This is a genomic window from Acinetobacter sp. 789_lipA, from assembly GCF_058242845.1.
The window spans coordinates 1859259-1877098 of record NZ_JBZAYS010000001.1; the positions used below are offsets into that span (position 1 = coordinate 1859259).

General features: G+C 41.3%; 18 protein-coding genes. 8 read left to right on the top strand and 10 right to left on the bottom strand.

The features are described 5' to 3' along the window. Positions 1-69 precede the first annotated feature (69 nt). Entirely contained in the window at positions 70-513 is a 444-nt protein-coding gene (locus AC4CUZ_RS08990) for a DUF3887 domain-containing protein (protein WP_114837183.1), read from the top strand. A gap of 33 nt (positions 514-546) precedes the next feature. Here AC4CUZ_RS08990 and AC4CUZ_RS08995 read toward each other — a convergent pair whose 3' ends face one another. Genes AC4CUZ_RS08995 through AC4CUZ_RS09010 form a run of 4 tightly spaced genes read right to left on the bottom strand, consistent with a single transcriptional unit; the run spans position 547 to position 5440 of the window. Further along, complete coding sequence (locus AC4CUZ_RS08995) at positions 547-1635, bottom strand: ABC transporter permease (RefSeq protein WP_114837182.1); 1089 nt, start codon at positions 1633-1635, stop codon at positions 547-549. Further along, the gene (locus tag AC4CUZ_RS09000; RefSeq protein WP_114837181.1) at positions 1632-2762 is read right to left on the bottom strand and encodes an ABC transporter permease; all 1131 of its coding nucleotides are present in this window, start codon (positions 2760-2762) and stop codon (positions 1632-1634) included. Before AC4CUZ_RS09000 ends, AC4CUZ_RS08995 begins: the two co-directional genes overlap by 4 nt. Beyond that, a complete protein-coding gene (locus tag AC4CUZ_RS09005; protein WP_201952008.1) occupies positions 2762-3910 on the bottom strand; it encodes an HlyD family secretion protein in 1149 nt (382 codons plus the stop codon). Before AC4CUZ_RS09005 ends, AC4CUZ_RS09000 begins: the two co-directional genes overlap by 1 nt. A gap of 21 nt (positions 3911-3931) precedes the next feature. Continuing rightward, on the bottom strand, positions 3932-5440 hold the full coding sequence (locus AC4CUZ_RS09010) for a TolC family protein (protein WP_114837179.1): 1509 nt from the start codon (positions 5438-5440) through the stop codon (positions 3932-3934). Between the two features lie 340 nt (positions 5441-5780). On the opposite strand from AC4CUZ_RS09010, the gene serC reads away from it, so the two are divergent. Beyond that, a complete protein-coding gene (gene serC, locus AC4CUZ_RS09015) occupies positions 5781-6860 on the top strand; it encodes a 3-phosphoserine/phosphohydroxythreonine transaminase (RefSeq protein WP_114837178.1) in 1080 nt (359 codons plus the stop codon). A gap of 120 nt (positions 6861-6980) precedes the next feature. On the opposite strand, the gene AC4CUZ_RS09020 is transcribed toward serC, so the two are convergent. The 5 genes from AC4CUZ_RS09020 to map form a co-directional block, all read right to left on the bottom strand. Then, the gene (locus AC4CUZ_RS09020) at positions 6981-7937 is read right to left on the bottom strand and encodes a TauD/TfdA dioxygenase family protein (protein WP_490747497.1); all 957 of its coding nucleotides are present in this window, start codon (positions 7935-7937) and stop codon (positions 6981-6983) included. Between the two features lie 167 nt (positions 7938-8104). Beyond that, positions 8105-8239, bottom strand: a complete 135-nt coding sequence (locus AC4CUZ_RS09025; RefSeq protein WP_004982541.1) for a hypothetical protein — start codon at positions 8237-8239, stop codon at positions 8105-8107. Next, positions 8232-9440 carry an MFS transporter gene (locus AC4CUZ_RS09030; protein WP_201952004.1) on the bottom strand — a complete coding sequence of 403 codons (1209 nt, stop codon included), beginning with the start codon at positions 9438-9440 and terminating at the stop codon, positions 8232-8234. Before AC4CUZ_RS09030 ends, AC4CUZ_RS09025 begins: the two co-directional genes overlap by 8 nt. A gap of 152 nt (positions 9441-9592) precedes the next feature. Then, a complete protein-coding gene (locus tag AC4CUZ_RS09035) occupies positions 9593-10663 on the bottom strand; it encodes an OmpW/AlkL family protein (RefSeq protein ID WP_490747498.1) in 1071 nt (356 codons plus the stop codon). A gap of 328 nt (positions 10664-10991) precedes the next feature. After that, positions 10992-11819, bottom strand: a complete 828-nt coding sequence (map, locus tag AC4CUZ_RS09040; RefSeq protein WP_004695821.1) for a type I methionyl aminopeptidase — start codon at positions 11817-11819, stop codon at positions 10992-10994. 207 nt (positions 11820-12026) lie between these two features. On the opposite strand from map, the gene rpsB reads away from it, so the two are divergent. The 6 genes from rpsB to AC4CUZ_RS09070 all read left to right on the top strand — a co-directional run bounded on the left by rpsB (position 12027) and on the right by AC4CUZ_RS09070 (position 16362). Further along, complete coding sequence (rpsB, locus tag AC4CUZ_RS09045; RefSeq protein WP_004982536.1) at positions 12027-12776, top strand: 30S ribosomal protein S2; 750 nt, start codon at positions 12027-12029, stop codon at positions 12774-12776. Positions 12777-12917: 141 nt separating this feature from the next. Continuing rightward, the gene (gene tsf / locus AC4CUZ_RS09050; RefSeq protein ID WP_004695824.1) at positions 12918-13793 is read left to right on the top strand and encodes a translation elongation factor Ts; all 876 of its coding nucleotides are present in this window, start codon (positions 12918-12920) and stop codon (positions 13791-13793) included. Between the two features lie 82 nt (positions 13794-13875). After that, entirely contained in the window at positions 13876-14370 is a 495-nt protein-coding gene (locus tag AC4CUZ_RS09055; protein WP_004695827.1) for a DUF3465 domain-containing protein, read from the top strand. A gap of 67 nt (positions 14371-14437) precedes the next feature. Continuing rightward, complete coding sequence (locus AC4CUZ_RS09060; RefSeq protein WP_201951997.1) at positions 14438-15271, top strand: AraC family transcriptional regulator; 834 nt, start codon at positions 14438-14440, stop codon at positions 15269-15271. Between the two features lie 137 nt (positions 15272-15408). Continuing rightward, positions 15409-16041, top strand: a complete 633-nt coding sequence (locus AC4CUZ_RS09065; protein ID WP_227557101.1) for an AzlC family ABC transporter permease — start codon at positions 15409-15411, stop codon at positions 16039-16041. Between the two features lie 3 nt (positions 16042-16044). Further along, positions 16045-16362, top strand: coding sequence for an AzlD domain-containing protein (locus tag AC4CUZ_RS09070; protein ID WP_201951994.1), 318 nt, complete (start codon positions 16045-16047; stop codon positions 16360-16362). A gap of 644 nt (positions 16363-17006) precedes the next feature. On the opposite strand, the gene AC4CUZ_RS09075 is transcribed toward AC4CUZ_RS09070, so the two are convergent. Continuing rightward, on the bottom strand, positions 17007-17615 hold the full coding sequence (locus tag AC4CUZ_RS09075) for a septal ring lytic transglycosylase RlpA family protein (RefSeq protein WP_004695839.1): 609 nt from the start codon (positions 17613-17615) through the stop codon (positions 17007-17009). Positions 17616-17840: the final 225 nt, after the last annotated feature.

Consider the following 17840-nt stretch of genomic DNA (forward strand, 5'->3'; position numbering starts at 1 on the left):
ATGAAAAAGAAAAGGGCGCTTCGGCGTCCTTTTTCATATTGGCGATGACCTAGTGGTGGATAAGATTTTATGAAAGCAAAATTACTGGTTTTGAGTTGTGCGTTGGCTTTAACAGCGTGTGATAAATTGGGACAACAGGCATTGGATTCGATCCCAAATCCGAGTCCTGCTCAAGAGAAAGCAGCTCAGCAAGCTTATCAAGCCTTTACTCAGGGCGATTTTCCGCAGCTCTATACTTATTTTGAGCCAGAGTTACAGCGTGAATTTAAAACTCATGAAAAAGACATGCGAAAATTTGCAAAATCGATTCCTAAACAAGCCATAACGACTCAAAAAATTGTATCGAAACACATTGAAAAATCGACGGAAAAACCAAGTTTGTATGCAGTTACCTATGAGTATGCTTATAGCAATAAAAACCTAGTTCAATACGATGTTGGTTTTGACAAAGCCGGCGGAAGCACAAAAATTCGCAGCTTTGATGTCAAACTTTATGGGGCTTCAACGGATTAAATTGGTAGGATTGCTATCAATAGGTTCTAAAATTTAGCGATGCTTGAGACGCCAATAAGCAAATGCTGCGCACGCTATACCAAACACAAAGAGATACAGTAGTTTCGGCAGAATAAGTGTAGTTGGTACACCCATTTGGTTCAGTTGAATAAACATTTGAATCCCTTGGGTCGATGGCAAAACATTGCCCAAGTATTGCATCCAAGCGGGCATTGCGGCGTGTGGCCATGCTGTTCCTGAAAGTAGAAATAGCGGAATAGAGGTAAATACAATGACATGTCCTGCACGCTCAGGCATATCGAAAAATGTTGAAATCAACATGCCTAAAGCCACGATACAGCCTATAAAAATCGGCACGGCCAGTAACATGCCACTAAAATTTCCCCCATGTGGGTAGTCGTTTAACCAATAAATAAAGCCAAATAAATATAAACAACCGAGCATACCAATGGTCAGAATGGCGCAAAAAATCGCAAAAAATTCTGTCGTCGTTGGTCGCCATTTCTGTTCGCGGTATCCGGCCAATAACATCCCTAAACCGAGCACGATGGTTTGATGAATAATCAGCGGAGCAATGGCGGGGAAAATATAACTGCCATAACCCGACATGGTGTTAAAAAGCGGCGTTTGATGAATGGAAATAGTTGGAGAAAAGTGCGAAATATTGCCAAATTTTTCCACGTGCTCGCGTACAGCATTTTCAATTGAGGTAGCGAGACCTAGTCCAATTTGCTTGGTTTTTAAGAAGTTTGCCGCGCTGAGATAGAGCCCAATCCCACCGACTTCGCCATGCCGAAGACTATTGGAAAGATTTTCGGGTAAGAGCAAAATACCATCGGCTTGCTGTTGTTTAATCATATTTTCAGCATCGAGGAAATTGCCTGTCACAGCTTTCACTTCAACATTTGGACTGAGCGAAACTTGCTGAATGATGTTATTGGTCACGATACTTTGTTCTTCATCCACAATCACAATGGGCAAAGCTTCTGCTTGCTGTGCTTTGTAGGCAGTCGGATAGAAAACACTATAGAAAATCACCGAGAGGATGAGCGTGGTTAAAATCGACTGATTGGCGATAATGTCTTTAAATGTCTTGAGGTAATTGTGCAAAAATGACTTCATGATACTGCTCCTTTGATTCTTTTTTTGAGCAGCAGGACAGAGGTCACAGCGTAAAAGAGCACATAGAGGATAAGTATGAGTAAAGGCAACAGCGATGAACTGATTGGGCTACCAATGACCCATTGTTCGGTTTGTAGTTTGGCATAAGGTGTGTAAGGAATAATATTGGCCCAAAATTTGGTAAACAGTGGTGCGTTATTTAAGGGGAGGGTCACTCCTGCAAAACTGAGTGATGAGCCGCCATACACAGCAATTAAACCAAAGGTTTTGGATAAGTTGTTGGTGGCTAAAACAATGGCGCTACTGATTAAGGCATAGGCACTATAAAATAAAAGCTGTCCCAACATGATCAACCAAAGTTGACCTGCAATAAACCAACCGCGAATCTCAATCAGCCAAAACATCCACGCCCATGTCCATAAGCTAAAAATAAGTACATAGGTCAGGTTTTTCGTGAGGATGGCTTTAAAAGCAGATTGGTTGTTTAGCCAATTTTGCGCTGTATGAAACTTAAATTCTTGACCGACTGAAAATGCGACACAGCAGCAGAGTAGTAAATGCAAAATTGCAGGAATCATAAAGGGTTCTAAATAGAACTCATAACTCAAATTTGGGTTGTATAAGGTCGAAATTTTAACGTGTGGTGTAGGTACATCTAAATAAGGGATCGTATTTTCTAAATAGCTTTCACCAGCATAGTCTGCCATTGCTTCAACTGTGCTGAGTAACATGGCTGATGAAATGGTGTTCCCCACACTAAAGTAACTTTGGTTATAGGCAATGCTGATTTCAGCATCTTTAGCTTGAACAAAACGTTGTTCAGCACCATTGGGAATACTGACGTAACCCCAAACTTTGGTTTGGTTCAGCAGCTTTTCAACTTCGGTATTTTGATCACTGACGATGGCGACATCTAAAGTATGGTTGAGTCTCAAGTAGCGCTGTATGTTTTGGCTTAGCTCGCTTTGGTCCTGATCAATAATCGCAATAGGCAAATGTTCAGGTTTACCTTGGGCAAACATACTGGAAAACAGCACGATAATAAACAGTGGGGCAAGCGTGACTAAACATAGATCCCACTTATGCTTCAGTAAATAGTTCAGTTCCCGCAGTAGCCCGCTTAGCATTATTTGCTCTCTTTGACTTTAAACAACACACTCATGCCAACTTTTAGGTCTGGAATGGCTTGCGCAGGCGTTAAATGAACTTTAAAGCTACGAATGTCATAGCCTCCTGTTTGGCGTGTGGTTTTAATGGTGGCAAATTCGCCTTCGGCATCAATATTCTTAATATTAAAGTTGGTATGTAGATTTAAGGCTGGAATAAAGCCTTCAATTTGTTTTGCTTGATAGATGTTGGCGTATTGGTCTTCACGAATATTCAGTGATACCCAAAGCTCGCGATCTTGAATAATACTGACAATCGGTACCCCCATCGCTACCAATTCAGAGGGTTTGCCATAGGTTTTAGACACGGTACCGTCAATAGGTGAGAGTAGTTTGGTTTCAGCTTCAAGTGCATTGACTTCAGCAACAGCTGCTTTTGCAATTTGCACTTGCGCATCTGCTGAACTTTTTTGCTGTGGAGTGCTGCCACGTTCAGCCCGAGCATATTGTTGATATGCGGCTTCTGTCATTTGAGCAGCTGATTGCGCCGCAGCATGCATTTCATCGCGGCGTTGGCGTGAGATGACACCTTGTTGGTACAAGTTTGCACCACGTTGATAGGTGGTTTGTGCCAAAGTTTGCTGTGCTTTCAGTGCTTGCCAGTTGGCGTATAAACTCGCAATATTTTCTTCCTGAGAGCCACGGTCAGCGGTGGACTGGAGTGCTAAGGCAGCCTGTAAGCTGGCCAGTGCTTGCTGTTTTTTGGCATCGACTTCAGGGCTATACAGTCGAACGAGTTCTTGGTTTTTGCTGATCTTCTGTCCGTCATGTACATAAATCTCATCAATTCGGCTCGGTACTTTGGTACTGACATGGATCGTTTCTGCCTCAACCCGACCTTGGATTTCAACCGTTTTCGGTTGATAGGCCTTCCACAGTCCAAAAGCAATCACGATGAATAGAATAATAAGAGCGAGTCCCCCAATCAGCTTGATCGCTTTGGACTTTTGCTCGGGGTTTGTATTGGCTAATGCTGGCTCAGTCTGTTCGCTCTCAGTCTGTGCCTGCTCTTGAGTATCATTTGTGGTTAATTCCTCTGTTGATGGCACCGCTTGATCTTCTTGTTTTTCAGGTTTTTGCGGATCAGATTGGTTTTGATCTTGATTCATTAAATGGCTCTCATCAAAGAATTAACGAATAAATCGCGTATTGGGTTGCAGAAAATAGGTTTGGAACTGATGGATCGAACCATGACTTTGTAGAAGCGTCGCCAGTGACATGACATATTTATAGGCATTCAGTGCGGTTTCTGCTTTTAAGGCGCTGAGCATATTTTGTGCATCGATCACTTGGGTCGCTGTTCCCATATCTTCTTTAAAGGACAGTTCTTGTATACGTAAATTTTCTTGCGCTGCTTTTATATTTTGCTGTAATAACTGATCACTTTGCTGCGCTGTGGTGGCTTCGCTATACGATTTATAAATCACATTTTCAATTTCTTGTTTAGTCCGTGCTGTCATCAGTTCAGAAGCGTAGCGTTGTAACTCTGCTGCTTGGACATTTTTGTTTTTATCAATGCCTGAAAACAGATTGTACTGTGCGGCTAAGCCAACGATCCAGTTATTTTTATCGTCCAGACTATATTCACCAAAGGCAAAAATATGGGGTTTCTTGGCGGCGTTTTGTGCCGTGACATTGGCTTGTGCCAGTTGGGTGTCCATTTGCAGTTTTTGTACTAAAGCCGATTGATCTGCATATGACTTGAGTAGGGTATTTAAATCTTGGTTTTGGGTACTGTTAATAAAGAGTGGTGTGGTGAGCTCAGTAATTTGGCTGCTTTGTAAAAGGTTATTCAGTTGAAATAAACTGGCTTTTAAATTGGCCTGACTGGCTTGCTCACTGCGCTGTGCATTGTTTTTTGCCACTTCAAATTGCATGCGCTGGCCTTTACTAATAAAGCCCTGTTGTTCAAGTTTAAGTGCATTGTCATAGTGTTTTTGCATTGCATGCCAATTATATTGGCTAGACGCGAGTAACTGTTTTTGCAGTTGAACATTGAAATAGGCTTGAATCAGCTCAAAGCGTTGTAGGTCTTGCTGTTGTTTTGTATTGAGTTCGCTACGTTTTGCTTTGATATTGGCGACTTGTTTCGCACTTGAGGTTAACCCACCTGTATAAAGCGGCATCATTGCAGAAATCGTCGGGCGTATGACTTGATCTTCTAAGGTAATTTGAGAGTTATCTGGAATAAGCCCGACACCATTATGGATGGTCTGATTAATACCTTCTTTTAACGGGTCAGAAATATTAGGTGGCAGATTTTGTTGATTTATACGGTCATTAATGTTTTGAGAAAGTGTGTGTTCTAAATTATTTTTGAGTGCACCAAGAGGCACATCGAGCTCATTATGAAAAGCATAGGCACGTACGTTCAGATCGATACGGGGGAGCCCCAAACCTTTGACCGCTTCAGCTTCTAGTTTTGAGGCTTGTTGTAAGGCTTGGGTGGCCTGTGTGCTATACGAGTCTTGTAACACACTTTGCTCAGCTTGTTGATAGCTGATAGATGCAGCAAAAGTTGTCGAGCTGATTCCGAGACTGAGACCGAACATGCTTAATGACAAGATTGATGGCAGTGATGTACGCAATAAGAATTTGTTGGCTGGTGTATTAAGCATGTTGAATAGTCTTTGTGGCATGAGCACGACTCTTTTCTATGTTTTGCACATTATACGCATAATCTAACTGTTCTGAATGCTGACTCAGTTACTGAATTGTTTAATTTGCAAATGTATATCAATAGATTAGCGACATTTTTAAGCAAAGGAAATGCTTTCGTTTGAGCTTAGGTGAATGGGAAAGCGCTGCTGTAATTGATTGAGCAGTGATGAGTTAAAACTGGATCGTTGATCTTGATTGAGTTTTTGACTGTAAAGGTGAGATTACATTGAAATATTTTCAGCTGAATTTACTGCAAGCACTGGCTATCTGTGGTTAAATGCCATCATTTTATTGTGTTTCACTTTGAAAGGAAAAATCATGCGCGCGTACAACTTCTGTGCTGGTCCTGCTGCATTACCTACTGCCGTTTTAGAAAAAGCACAAGCTGAAATGCTTGATTGGCAAGGCAAGGGTCTTTCCATCATGGAAATGAGTCACCGTAGTAAAGACTATGTTGCTGTGGCTGAAAAAGCAGAAGCAGATTTACGTAAACTCATGAACATTCCAGAGAACTATAAAGTCTTGTTCCTTCAAGGTGGTGCTTCACTTCAGTTCTCCGCGATTCCTTTAAATTTGTTGGGTAAAAACAGCAAAGCGGACTATATCCATACTGGAATTTGGTCTGAGAAAGCACTGAAAGAAGCGCAGCGTTATGGTGATATCAACGTCATTGAAGCGGGTACGCAAATTGATGGAAAACTTGCCATTACAGACTCAAGCACTTGGAACTTATCTCAAGATGCGGCTTATGTGCATTATGTAGACAATGAAACGATTGGTGGTCTTCAGTTTGCGGCTATTCCAGAATCCAATGCGCCATTGGTTGCAGACCTGTCTTCAAGTATTTTGTCTGCACCTGTTGATGTCACTAAATTCGGTATCATCTATGCAGGCGCGCAAAAGAACATTGGCCCAGCGGGTTTAACCTTGGTTATTGTTCGTGAAGATCTGCTAGATCAAGCCAAACCTGAAATTCCAAGTATTTTGAAATACGCTTCACAAGCGAAGAATGATTCGATGGTGAATACACCGTCGACCTATGCATGGTACTTGTCCGGTCTGGTGTTTGAATGGCTACTTGAACAAGGCGGTGTTGAAGCGATTCATAAAGTGAACCTTGAAAAGGCGAAACTGCTTTATGGTTATATCGATGCAAGCGATTTTTATGCAAATCCAATTGCTGTGCAAAACCGTTCAATTATGAATGTGCCTTTTACTTTGGCGAATCCAGATTTGGAGAAACTTTTCCTCAAAGAAGCTGAAGAAAACCATTTGTTGAACCTTGCAGGTCACCGTTCAGTTGGTGGGATGCGCGCAAGTATTTATAACGCGGTTCCTCTAGAAGGCGTGCAAGCGCTAGTGAATTTTATGGATGACTTTGCGAAACGCAATGCTTAAGTCATAGAAATAAAAAAGCCCATCAAACGATGGGCTTTTTTATTGGTTTTTTAACAGATTATCTAAAACAATCGTGACATTTTAGTGTCATACCCATAAATCATTCATTTTATTTATCGCTTAGTAAGGACGCCCACCTGCAAGACTAATACGTTTGAGTAAGCGACGTTGATCGACAGGGAAGGGACGACGTGAATGTAGTGTTACCTGATTGTCCCAAAATACAATATCTCCAGTTTCCCAGTGATGTTCATAGCGAAACTCAGGTTTGAGGATGTGCGTACGAAGTGCAGCAATCAGTTCACTGCCTTCGCTATCATCGACATTAAGTAATTCAACTTCCGAACGGGTATTGAGCCAAAGCGCTTTACGCCCAGATTCTGGATGTGTGCGGACTAAGGGATGCGGATAGGCATGACCTAAAATGGGTTGATCTTTAAAGCGATAATAAGGGCTGTCTCCATAACCCGTATTGCCTGTATTACTTTGCGCACGGACGAATGGGTTATAAGTAATCAGCTGTAGCTGGTCGATCTGCTTTTTCACGTCACCGGGAAGCGCGTCATAGGCTTTGATGGTATTGAACCAAGAGGTTTGTCCGCCGTCTTGAGGAAGTTCAAGGGCATAGAGTAGAGAGCCAAAAGAGGGAAGAGGTGTCCACTGGTGATCGGCATGTGGGGTGAGTTCGCCATGACCGGTGTAGTCGCCTTGACCGACTGCATTGGAAACAGGAACCACATTGGGTGGAACACCAGTGTCAGACTGACTAGCAAGGACAGGATTGTCTGCACTTGGACGGAAAATAGAACCAAAATAGCTGGCAAAGACTAAATATTGCAGATCATCCAAAGTTTGGTTTTTAAAAATTAAAAGTAGATGTTCAGCCAAAGCTTCTTTCAAGCGATAGATGGTCTCTCCTGCTTGGGCTTTACGGGCATCTAAACCAAAAACCACAGCACCTAAGGCTTCTTCCGCCAGTGGGATAATTTGTATTTCTTCTGGATTTTGAAATTGTTCAGGTTGATGCCAACGTTGGGCATCATGAATCGCTTGTGAAAGTTGAGTTAATGCGGTCATTTTGATTATTTTCTCTAGATATGCGGTCTAGAGAAAATGTAATCAAAATATGTGTAATCTTAAAATTAAAAGAAGTTCTAAACTTATGAAAAAATTTAAAAAATACTAAGCTGATGATTATATTGCTTTTCTTTTATAATGAAATATTGAGCTCAAAATATGCAGATTTAATGAGCGCAAAATGCCTGATTAAAATACTCAAACAGGTCAGGCGTATTCAGCCAAAGGCTAATAGCCAGAGCAAACAACGCAATAATGCTAATGCCGATACCGCATTTGAGCCATAAAAATGAATTAGTCATGGACAACCGCCTTTTCATCGACAAAGAAATGTACCAGCACGCCAAAAACACTCAGAATAATAGAAAACAGCCAAATCAAGTCATAATTACCTGTCACGTCATGGTTCACACCACCTAGCCATCCACCGAAAAATGAACCAACTTGATGGGTAAAGAACACGATCCCGCTCAGCATGCTCAGATATTTAATACCAAACATATTGGCCACAATACCGTTGGTCAAAGGCACTGTAGATAACCATAATAAACCCATCACTACACCAAAGCTATAGATGGTGACTGTGCTGAGTGGGAGCATCAAAAAGGCAATAATGGCAATGCCTCTGAGTCCATATAAGCCCATCAGTAACTTTGGTTTAGAATACTTCCCACCTAGCCAGCCCGCAGTGTAGGTGCCAACGATATTAAATAAACCGACCAGCGCTAAGAAAACAGTTCCTGTAGTTGCATTAAAACCATGGTCAATCAAATAGCCAGGTAAATGGATACCTATAAAGACCACTTGGAAGCCACAGACCAAAAAACCAAGTGATAGGAACCAAAATGGTTTATGGTTTTTCGCAATGACTAAAATATCTTTAAAACTGAGCTGAACTTGATTGGTTGACGCATTCGGTACAACAAAGGCGGGAGCTTTGAGCATCCAAGCCAGTGGAATAATCATCGCAATTAAAAGTGCACTAACGACCAACGCCGCAGACCAGCCAAAGTTTTGTAACAGCAGTAAGGTTGACGGCAGCATAATGAACTGCCCAAAAGAACCCGCTGCACTGGCAATGCCCATAGCAAGGCTACGTTTTTCAGGCGGTGCAGCACGACCCACCGCGGATAACAATACAGAAAAAGAGGTCGCAGATAATGCTAGGCCCAAAATAAGACCGACACTTAAGTTGAGTAACCAACCCGTAGAGCTGACTGCCATGAGTAGCAAACCGATGGTATACAACACACCACCGACGGCAACCACGATTTTAGAGCCATATTTATCTGCTAATGCACCTGTAAAGGGCTGTGCAGCGCCCCAAATCAGGTTTTGCATCGCAATCGCTAGACTAAAAACATTATGTCCCCAGCCAAACTCATCACTCATAGGCACAAGGTAGAGTCCAAAGCCATGTCGGACACCCAGTGATAATGCCAGAATTATTGCACTTCCAATGAGCATATAAATCAGCGGTTTGGAAAAACGAGTTTCTGACATATTTCAACCAAAAAATGAGCTTAGAGTTCGCTATATTAAGTGAATTATTTGCTGAAAGCGATGATAAAAAATTGACTATTTGATCAATAAAAACAATGAATATTCATGAAAAAAGACGACTTGGTGTCGTCTTTTTGGTAGTTGTTTGAAGCTTAGAATCGGTAGCCGACACCTGCATACGCCAGAATGGGGTTAATTTCAATATCGGCTGTGGATTTGATCAGTTCACCGTGCGTAGCATCTTTGACGGTAATCGTGGTTTCATTTTTAAGATGAGCATAGGACACCGAGCCGACAGCAAACCATTTATCATTAAAGTCATAGGTGAAACCGACGGTTGCAATAGGGGCGAAGGCATCAGTTGCTTCTAGCTTAACTTTGGGATTGGCTGAACTTTTTTTCCCTTCAAGTGATGCGCCAGCATTTCCTTCTTTAATATTGGCAATCATATGACCTGCTGCAATCAAGTCTTTTTCAGTTTGTGGGTTAATTTCCAACTCATTAAAGTAGGCATACATCATTCCAACACCGACATAAGGGCGGAATTTATTCACACCTGTTTTACCAAAGTGATATTGGAACTCGAAAGCAGGTGTCCACGCGCGTGCAGATGCCGCAGGGCCATATGCTTCTAAGTCAGTAATGAAAATATCATTTTCAAGTTCTAAATTTCCTAAAGCTCCGCCCATAGGTGTTGCAGTTGCTGAGAAAGGCGCATAAATTTTTCCTTTACCTTGTAAATCGACTTTTGGTGGAATCCCTGCTTTCATTTCAAAAGAAATATTGTCGGTAAAAAAGTAATTGGTCATGATGCCCAATGTAGTGACATCATCGGCTTCTAAACCCGTACCTGGATTATCCCATTGACTGAGTCCACGGATTTCAGCAGTTCCACTTAGTGCTGAGGGGACATCAGCATTAATTAAAGCTAGCCCATCAAGAGTAGCCTTTAAGAGAGGATTGACGCTACTTCCTGGCTTGATATTGTCGAGCACCGTTTGTGCTTTGATATCTCCAACTTTTGCAGTTTCGCTTTCTTTAACCGATGTGTTAACTCGGAAGGGTTGGGCTTTACCTTGTGGCATGACGTGTAAAGCACCGACCGATACAGAAAAGCGTTTAAATCCATCACCATCGTGTAGACTAAAATAAGGTGAATCTGCATGTGTGAGCATAGGCAAGGCAGCAATAGACGTTGCTACACAAAGCAATGTTTTTTTCATTCTGGGACTCCATGTCCAAATTAGCTATTCGTTTTTATAGTGCGTATTATTAAGGTTGCTGCTACGATAAAGCTGTTGTTTTTAAAGGATATGTGTTTTTGACATTTGTGAATGTCAAAACCCATTTTGTGTGATCGTGTTACTTGCTTGCAATCTTTGTTACAGGTGAATGAATGTAATAGAGCGCTACTGTTGAATATTTTTTGATTCTAGCTGTTTGTAAAATAAAGAATAAATTTCACATCTAATATTTGCTTAGTCATAAAAAAGACCACCAGTAGGTGGTCTTTTTGACAGATGGCATCATATTTTATGCCAATGACAGCATTTAAGACTGAAAACGTGATAAATCTTCTTCAGGACGTGCAGTTAAAACTTCAACCCCGTTTTTAGTGACCAATAACGTATGTTCATACTGTGCAGACAAGCTATGGTCTTTGGTCACTACCGTCCATTTATCCCCCAATAATTTAGTTTTCCAGTCACCACCATTGACCATTGGCTCAATGGTAAAGGTCATGCCTTCTTCTAAAATCATGCCTGAGTTTGGTTGACCATAGTGTAAGACTTGGGGTTCGTCATGGAACACAGTTCCAATACCGTGACCACAATATTCACGCACGACACCAAAACGTTCCGATTCGACATATTGTTGAATGGCATGACCAATGTCGCCAATGGTTGAACCCGGCTTCACTGTTGCTATTCCACGGTACATTGCTTCTTGTGCCACTTTACATAAACGATTCGCGAGAATAGAAGTTTCGCCACCCACGATGTACATCATGTTGGTATCGCCGTGGAAACCATCTTTAATGACCGTCACATCAATATTTAAAATATCGCCTTTTTTCAACACTTTTGCATCTGAAGGAATGCCGTGACAGACCACATGGTTTACAGAAGTACAAATCACATGTTGGAAAGCAGGGCGACCTGGTGCTGCACCGTAACCTAAACATGCTGGAATCGCGTCTTGTTTATTGACAATATAATCGTGACAAATCGTATCTAACTCAAGTGTAGTCACACCTGGTTTAATATGTGGCTTGATCATATCCAAGACTTCAGCCGCCAGTCGTCCAGCCACACGCATCTTTTCGATGTCTTCAGCGCTTTTGATGAGTCGACGGGGTGCTTCGTAAGTACTGTTCATGATCTCTAAAAACTTTTGGAAATTTGTGTGTGACTATGGTATAAATAGCCGCCCATTTTATCAAATGCTTTTTCGTGAATAAATTTCACGGGCTTTGTGCGATGGGGCAATAAAATCCGCACATATATCGACACATTTCTCTGGGTGCCCGTTAGGGTGGAGGATGCGGATATATGGAGGCCTAACCCAAACTTTAAGGTAAAGAAAATGGCAGATTACAACGTAAGCATGCGCGACCTTCTTCAAGCAGGCGCACACTTCGGTCACCAAACACGTTTCTGGAACCCAAAGATGCGTCAATACATCTTTGGTGCGCGTAACAAAATTCACATCATCAACCTTGAGCACACTGTTCCTGCGTTAAATGATGCTTTGAACTTTGTTAACAACCTTGCTAGCAAAAAGAATAAAGTATTGTTTGTTGGTACGAAACGTGCTGCTTCTAACATCATCCGTGAACAAGCACAACGTGCTGGTCAACCATATGTTGATCACCGTTGGTTAGGTGGTATGTTGACGAACTGGAAAACACTTCGCCAATCTATCAACCGTCTTAAAGACCTTCAAACTCAATCTCAAGATGGTACTTTCGCTAAGCTTACTAAACGTGAAGCTTTAGAGCGTACTCGTGAGATGGAAAAACTTGAACGCGCTTTAGGCGGCGTTAAGAACATGGGTGGTTTACCTGACGCATTATTCGTAATCGACGTTGATCACGAAGCAATTGCAATTAAAGAAGCTAAAAACCTTGGTATTCCTGTAATCGGTATCGTTGATACAAACTCTAACCCAGACAACGTAGACTACGTTATTCCGGGTAATGACGATGCGATCCGTGCAGTTACTTTGTATGCTTCTGCTATGGCTGATGCGATTCTTGCTGGTAAAGAATATGCTCAATCACAAGCAAATGCACAAGCTAAAGTTGAAGAAGCTAAAGAAGCTCCTGAGGCTTAATGCGTTTGACGTAAGCTTGTCATTTTTGCGACATGTGATGGTGGCAAAGTAAGCGTCATGTATGCAGACGGCCCAAGAGACAGCTCTGGGCCGTTTCTGTTCTAAAAAGAATTCATTTTCTACCGTATTTAGGAGATTGACATGACTGCAGTTACAGCAAGCATGGTTAAAGAATTGCGCGATCGTACTGGTCTTGCAATGATGGAATGTAAAAAAGCATTAACAGAAGCGAATGGTGACATCGAATTAGCGATTGATAACCTTCGTAAATCTGGTCAAGCTAAAGCGGCTAAAAAAGCGGGTAACATTGCAGCTGATGGCGCAATCACTATCGCTCAAGACGGTAACAAAGCGCTTCTTTTAGAAGTAAACTGCCAAACTGACTTCGTTGCTAAAGACGAAAACTTTGCTGGTTTCTCTGCTCAAGTTGCTGCTGCTGCGTTAGCTGCTGGCGAAACTGATGCTGCTAAAATTGCTGAATTGAAACTTGAAGATGGTGCAACTGTAGAAGAAGCGCGTATTGCTCTTGTTCAAAAAATCGGTGAAAACATCCAAGTTCGTCGTGCTCAAATCATTGAAGGCGAAAACCTTGCAGTTTACAAACACGGTTTAAAAATCGGTGTTGTTGTATCTTACACAGGTGATGCTGCGACTGGTAAAGGTATTGCAATGCACGTTGCTGCGTTCAACCCAGTTGCTATCTCTGCTGAGGGTGTATCTGCTGAACTTATCGCTAAAGAGAAAGAAATTGCTGAAGCTAAAGCAATCGAATCTGGTAAGCCTGCAAACATCGTTGAGAAAATGGTCACTGGTTCAGTTGAGAAATACTTGAACGAAGTTGCTCTTGATCGTCAAATGTACGTAATCGACAACGACAAGAAAGTTGCGGACGTTCTTAAAGCAACTGGTACTACAGTTGTTCAATTTGCTCGCTTTGAAGTGGGTGAAGGTATTGAGAAAAAAGCTGAACTTTCTTTCGCTGAAGAAGTTGCTGCTGCTCAAGCTGCTGCAAAATAATTGAAAAATTATTTTGAGTAAAAAAAGCCCCTTTGGGGCTTTTTTTATACAATTAATAAAAATAAAACGAGGAAGTAGATAAGTGGCCAACAAAACCAACCTGAGTATTGGCGCGGTGATCATACTATTGATTGCTGCATATTTCGGAATCGATCTTCAAGAAAATCAATTACAAACATCGACACCATCAGTCGCGGTAGAGCCCTCTACACAGACCAGCCAACCGCAAAATCAAGTACTTGATGGCACAGCAAAAATTGCCCAAGCGTTTCAAAACCGGAAAAGTAATATTCAAGTTCAATCACAAGGGCGTGTTGTGGCTGTGCTTAAAGATGATAATGATGGTTCTCGTCATCAAAAATTTATTGTAGAACTCCCTAATGCAATGACGGTTTTGGTTGCACATAATATTGATTTGGCACCACGCATTGAACGCTTACAAAAAGGCGATACCGTTGGTTTCAATGGTGAATACGAATATAGTGAAAAAGGCGGGGTGATCCACTGGACACATCACGATCCACAACAGCGCCATGAAGGTGGTTGGTTAAAACACCAAGGAAAAACCTATCAGTAGTAGAGCAATTTTGTTCTATACGTTTTGCTGAATCGCAGTATGCTGAGTGTTCAGGAGAGGCCAACTCATGCACGAAATCAGACCCAGTGAATTTGTAAATTACCATCATGTTCAGGAACTTGATGGTCTTGAAATGTTAAAAGCCTCCTATCAGCATACGCAGTTTTCAAAACATACCCATGAAGGCTATTGTATTGGTTTAATTGATGAAGATGCACAATCCTTTTTGCGCACAGGAAATCAGCATATTGCGCCGCAAGGCGATATTATTTTGTTCAATGCTGATGAGGTACATACGGGTTCTTCTGCTGTTGAAACTGGTTGGTGTTATCGGGCAATTTATCCGACCCCTGAAATGATCCAAGAGGTGAGTCAAGATTTTTTTCATGAAGCCGGCACTATGCCGTGGTTTCCGCAAGCTGTGGTTCATGATGAAGGACTAGCCGAACAATTGAATTTGCTGTTCGATTTGTTGTTACAGCCGAAAAATACACTGTTTAAGCAGAGTTTATATATTTCAACTTTGGCTTATTTATTAAGTCGTTATAATCAATCTAAAAAAATATTAAAAGACTTGCCTGAAGCGCAGCGTAAAGTGGTCTTGGTACAAGAACTACTTGCTGCGGAACCTGAAAGAGAGCATCAACTGGCCGAGCTCGCCGCTGTCGTCGGGATGAGCCCATGGCATTTATTACGTCAATTTAAAAAGTTTACTGGACTTCCACCTCATGCATGGTTGGTACAGTTTCGATTACGTAAATCATTATATTTACTTAAACAAGGCTGCGAGATTGCGACAGTCGCACAACTCTGTGGTTTCTCCGATCAAAGCCATTACACTCGTCATTTTAAAAAGTCTTTGGGCTGTACGCCTGCGCAATATATGGCACATAAAATTTAAAATAACAGCAATTTCATACAAGAAAGCCATCTAAGGTATGCCGCATATTGACTCTAGCGAATTGAAAAATGGAGTCTGCTGTGCAGTCGTAATTGATCCAACAAAAAAGTTTAAGCTTTTTCCGTGGTGTACAGGATATGTTGCCGCTTTCAGTCGCCGTTATTCCATGGGGAATATTGGCAGGCTCAGCAGCGATTAATGCGGGCCTGAGTGTCATGCAAGCTGTAGGCATGTCAGCGTTAGTGTTTGCAGGTGCGGCACAATTGGTCAGTTTGAGTATGCTCATGACGGGTGCATCTTTACTGAGTATTCTGATCACCGTATTTTTTTTAACCAGTCAGCACTTTATTTATGCACTGAGTTTAAGAGAGGAGGTGAAGCCATGGTCACTCAAAAGAAGACTGAGCATCGGCTTTTTGCTAACCGATGAACTCTACGCCACCGCGATGCTGAAGGAAAAGCCGTCTTATGCCTATATGTTGGGTGCAGGATTCAGCTTTTATGTCAGTTGGGTGTTGTTTAGTCTAATGGGTATTTTGCTAGCAAATAAAGTACCTGATCTTTCAACTCTCCACTTAGAATTTTCAATTGTGGTGGTGTTCTTGGTTATGGCAGTGATGCTGATTCAGAATAAAGCTGCAATTTATGGCGTGGTGAGTTCGTCGATCATGGTGTTGATTTTGAGTTGGTTAGAACTCGGATCAGCTATTTTGCTGGCTGGGTTTAGTGGTATGTGGGTTGCTGCGTTTTTTGATCAAGCGGAGGACTAAAACATGACCTGGTTATTTGTTTTGAATTTGACCTGTGTGACTTTTTTTAATCGGTATTTATTTTTAGAGCCTAAAACTCAAATTCGCCTGCCTAAATTTGCGACACGCATGCTGAAATATGCGGCGCCTTGCCTTATGGTTTCGATTTGTTTGCCACTGGTTTTTTTTGAAGGTGGACATTGGAAAGGGATATTTGAAAATAGCTATTTTTATGGTGCAATTTTTACGCTGTTAACCACTCTTTTGACGAGAAAATTATTGCTCAGTATTTTGCTGAGTTTAGGATTTTTTTATGGTCTGAATCTGTTATTCGATTTCTAGCATTTCATCAGCAAATAGGCCCATAAAATACCGAAAAAAGGATAAAAAAGTTTGAGAGCCCGATCTTTTTCATTGCTTTTAAATTTGTGTTGCTCTAAAAGCTCACCAATTGCGATTTTTACTATGTCTATCAAATTGGCGTAGCTTTGATTGAGGAACTAGAAAAGTTGAAAATAGAGCAAATGAGTCGTGTTTTGAGAACTTTGAAGAAATAAGAAGGTTTTCTTTTGAGTTTTGGTCCATAGAATGGACTCAATTATATAAAAACATGTAGGGCAATAGTGAATCCAATATCCCCAAAATGGCGCTCAATTTACTAGGTAATTCATAAAATCATTTGAATTTGACGAATGGATAAAACTACAGTTCAAGGTGGGTAGAAAAATTGGCTTTGATCAGATAAGAATGAGCTGAGAAAATATTTAATTTTGCTAGTCTTCCACCGCTGTAAAGATGTGAGCACACTCACTTCAAAAAATCGGATCGATTAGATTTCGCATCTTATTCAAACTAAGCATCTGGGAGGGATCAAATGATGGAGATCGAGCTGTTTACGATTGTGTAAAACATTAGGCAAAGATAGGACAATAAAAAAGCCACATTACTGTGGCTTTGCTGTCAAATGCGTGCTGTAGGAAAGAGTCTTAAGAGTTTGGTCCATCAATACGTTCAATGCTGACTTTCGCAGTACCGGCATTGGTAATACCCAGTTGCTTAGCAGCGCCATAAGAAAGATCAAGCACGCGGTTACCGTGGAATGGGCCGCGGTCATTTACTTTAACCACAACACTTTTACCATTGGTTTTATTCGTTACACGAATAAAACAGTTTAGCGGCAAGCTACGGTGAGCTGCAGTTAATGCATTCATATCGAATGTTTCACCACTTGCTGTTTTACGACCGTGGAACTGACGACCATACCAAGACGCCATGCCCGTTTGACTAAACTTACGTACTGTATTTGATGCAACAGTATTTAACTTTTCAATCACTGAAGGCTCTTCTTCAGGGATCTCAATTTTTGCAGCGATTGTTTCGCGACGAATTTTATCGCCTGAACGTTCAGTGATTGAAAGGCTATTTAAATTTGAGAAGTGTGAGTTGAAGCCTTGAGCATCTTTATTCAAGACACGCGCAGCTAGGCGAGAGTTATCGTTATCATTGGTAAATGATGACTGAACCATCTCTGCTTGCGATTGGCTCAGCGCGATGGTCGAGGCAATGGCCAGTATATATTTAAGTGAAGACTGCATTTATAAACTCCAAAAGACAATACTTTTTTCTTTAAACTAAGTGGTTGAAAGATAAAAAAACTTGCCTGTTAATTCACTTTTGCAACAACATTTGACGAAATGGATAATATTCATGCAGTCATAAGCATGTCTAGTGTTTAATTAAAATAATGATAAAAACTACATAAACCGAACATTTTTTGATTAAAAAATAACCTATATTGTAACAATGTATGAAAAATGCCG